The 2,640-nt window shown below is 64.1% G+C and carries 2 protein-coding genes and 1 pseudogene; all 3 read left to right on the top strand.

Annotated features, from left to right (window positions below):
- Positions 1 to 824: Ig-like domain-containing protein (locus tag A2I95_RS30600; RefSeq protein WP_291735926.1), on the top strand; the 824-nt coding region annotated here is incomplete at its 5' end.
- A 71-nt stretch (positions 825 to 895) separates the two neighbouring features.
- Positions 896 to 2,185, top strand: coding sequence for a TolC family protein (locus tag A2I95_RS30595; protein WP_291735924.1), 1,290 nt, complete (start codon positions 896 to 898; stop codon positions 2,183 to 2,185).
- Positions 2,182 to 2,640: pseudogene (locus A2I95_RS30590) on the top strand (ABC transporter ATP-binding protein); the annotation flags it as partial. The gene A2I95_RS30595 and the pseudogene A2I95_RS30590, both read left to right, overlap by 4 nt.

The following is a 2,640-nucleotide window of genomic DNA, read 5'->3' as shown; positions in this document are numbered from 1 at the left end:
GCGTGACCGATGATGATGTGGTGAGCCTCGCGGAAAGTGCTGCGGGCCTCTCAATGTCCGGCACCGTCGAACCCGGATCGGCAGTACAAGTCACCATTCAAGGTGTAACCCGGGACGCGCTGGTGGATGCGGACGGCAACTGGACTGCCGAGTTTGAACCCGGCGACCTGCGCGAGGGCACCTATGAGGCCACAGCCGAAATCACGGCCACCGACCCGGCAGGCAACACGCAGACCCTGACCGAGGGCTTCAGCGTCGACACCGAATACGATGCCCCCAACATTGGCGACGTGATCAGCACCGGCACCAGTGTCAGCGGCGTTTTCAGCGACGATTTTGAAGCCGGCGACACAATCCATGAGTTAACCAGCACGGGCAGTGTTTCAGATGTCAGCGGCACCGAAACCGATCTTGGCAACGGCCAGACCCTGTACGATTTCGATGCCGATGTGCCGGATGGCTCGCACCTTGTTGTGAACCGGGTGGATGACGCGGGCAACAGCTCCGGTACTATGGTGGTGCTCGAAGATGGTGCAGGCGCGGCTGTCCTGGATCATTCGGGCCTCTCGCAGTTCAACATCGACGAGCTGAACCTGGTTCATGCCGATGCCGTCGACCTGACCCTGACCGAAGCCGATATCAATGCGCTGTCGGGCAATTCCGACAAGCTCACCGTGCATGGGGAAGCTGACGACACGCTCACCATTACCGGGGCCACCGCTGCGGGCACCGAGACTGTCGATGGCGAGACTTACAATGTCTACACAATCGGCGATGACGGCACCACGCTGTCCGTGGATGAAGACGTTAACGTCGTGATCTGATCTATCGGCCCGGCGGTCATTGCCGCCGGGCCCAATACATCAAAAGCCTAAAACAAAGGGCATATGGCAGGATGCAACCGGGACGCTTTTTTTGCGCCATCGCAGTGATGTGCAGCCTGTCGGCCTGCGCCCGGACGTTGCCGTCCGGCGGCGGAGAAAGCGCTGAAACCGCACCGCGCAGCAATTTTGCACAATCGGACGAGGCCTCCTCCGAGGTGATCCGGGAACTGATGGAGCGCCGTTCCTTGCTGGCGCAGGACAGCGCCTATGGGCAAGTGGCCGAGGCCGCAATTTCCGCCTCCTCCCGTGCCGCCGAGGCAGAGCTGATCAGCGCCAAGCTGCGCGCCGAAGCCGCCTCCAAGAATTGGCTGCCAACCCTTGGCCCATCCGTCAGCCTGACCGATCTGGGGGATTTGGTGGCTGGCCTTCTGATTGAGCAGGTGCTGTTTGACAATGGCCGCCGCAAGGCCGAGCGCGCCTTTGCCGCCGCCGATGTCGAGGTGGCCGCCGTCAGCCTGTCCCAGGACATGAACAGCCGCGTCGAAACCGCTGTCGGGCTGTATGCAGCTGCTTTACGCGGCGATGAAAAGGCCGCCTATGGCAACCGTGCCCTGCGCCGGATGCAGGAATTCCGTCGCATTGTGCAGGGCCGTGTCGACGGCGGCGTGTCGGACCGCGCCGACCTCAACGTGGTGGACAGCAAGATCAGCGGCATCCGCACTGCCACGGCCACCGCCCATGACGCCGCTGCAACCGCGCGCGCGGAACTGCAGGCGATGACCGGCCAGTCCTTTGCGCAAAAGCCTTCGCATCTGGGAATTGCCACACCGCCGGAGCAGGTGCAGTTCCTGGCCGTGCTGAAGGCAAGCGCCGAAGCGGACCGCACCATCGCCCAGGCCAAGTCCGGGCGCGCCGGGCTGCTGCCCCAGATTGCGGCCTCAGGCAATGTGACCTCCGACGGATCGGGTGCTGGGCTGACCCTGGGCGTTGGCCAGCCGCTGGGATTGGGCACACCCGCCGCCATTCAAGCGTTGGAAGCCTCCAAGGAGGCCGCCACCCGTCAGATTGGCGAGACCGAGGAGATTGCCCGCCGCACCTATAGCCGCCAGGTCCAGCAAATTGCGTCCTACCGGCGCCAGGAAGGTGAGACCGCCGCGCTGGTGCGCCGCAGCCGCGAGACTTACGGCCTGTTCCAAAAGCAATTCGAAGCGGGCCAGCGCCCGGTGATGGAGGTGATCCAAGTTTATGAAGAGCTGGTGCGCCGTGAACAGGGCTATATCGACGCAAAATACGAGGTGGTGCTGATCCAGCTGCAGCTGGCACGCGACCTGGGGCTGCTGGCCGATGGGGACAAGATTTGACCGACACAACGCAAAAGCCGCCCCGCCCCCTGCCCGCCTCCGGCAAAAAGCCGGTGCTGCGGGCGGTGCCTGTCTCCGGGACCGGAACACCGCAGGCAATGCAGCCAGCCAACACGCCCGCCGCCGCGCCGGATGCCAATCCGCTGCCAAAAGCCCCGCCGCAGGACACCCAGCCAGAAGTCGGCTCGCTGCTGGAGGGCGCAGCAACCCGCATTCAGCACCGCTCCAGCCTGATTGCCACCCTGGCCGCTCTGAAGGGCAGCGAAGTGCCGGTCAGCGACGTCGCCGCCTTCCTGTGGAGCGAAACACCCGGCGACCTGTCGCTGCATTCACTGGCCAAGGCGCTGCACACCACCGGGTTGCAGCCGAAGATCCTGGAAAAGCAAACCTTGAACCCGGCCCTCTGGCCCGCGCTTGCGGTCATGTCCGGCGGCCAATGCGTGCTGGTGCTGAGC

This window comes from Leisingera sp. F5 (assembly GCF_001593695.1).
The sequence above is the reverse complement of the archived record's forward strand: the minus strand, read 5'-3'. Positions and strand labels throughout refer to the sequence as shown.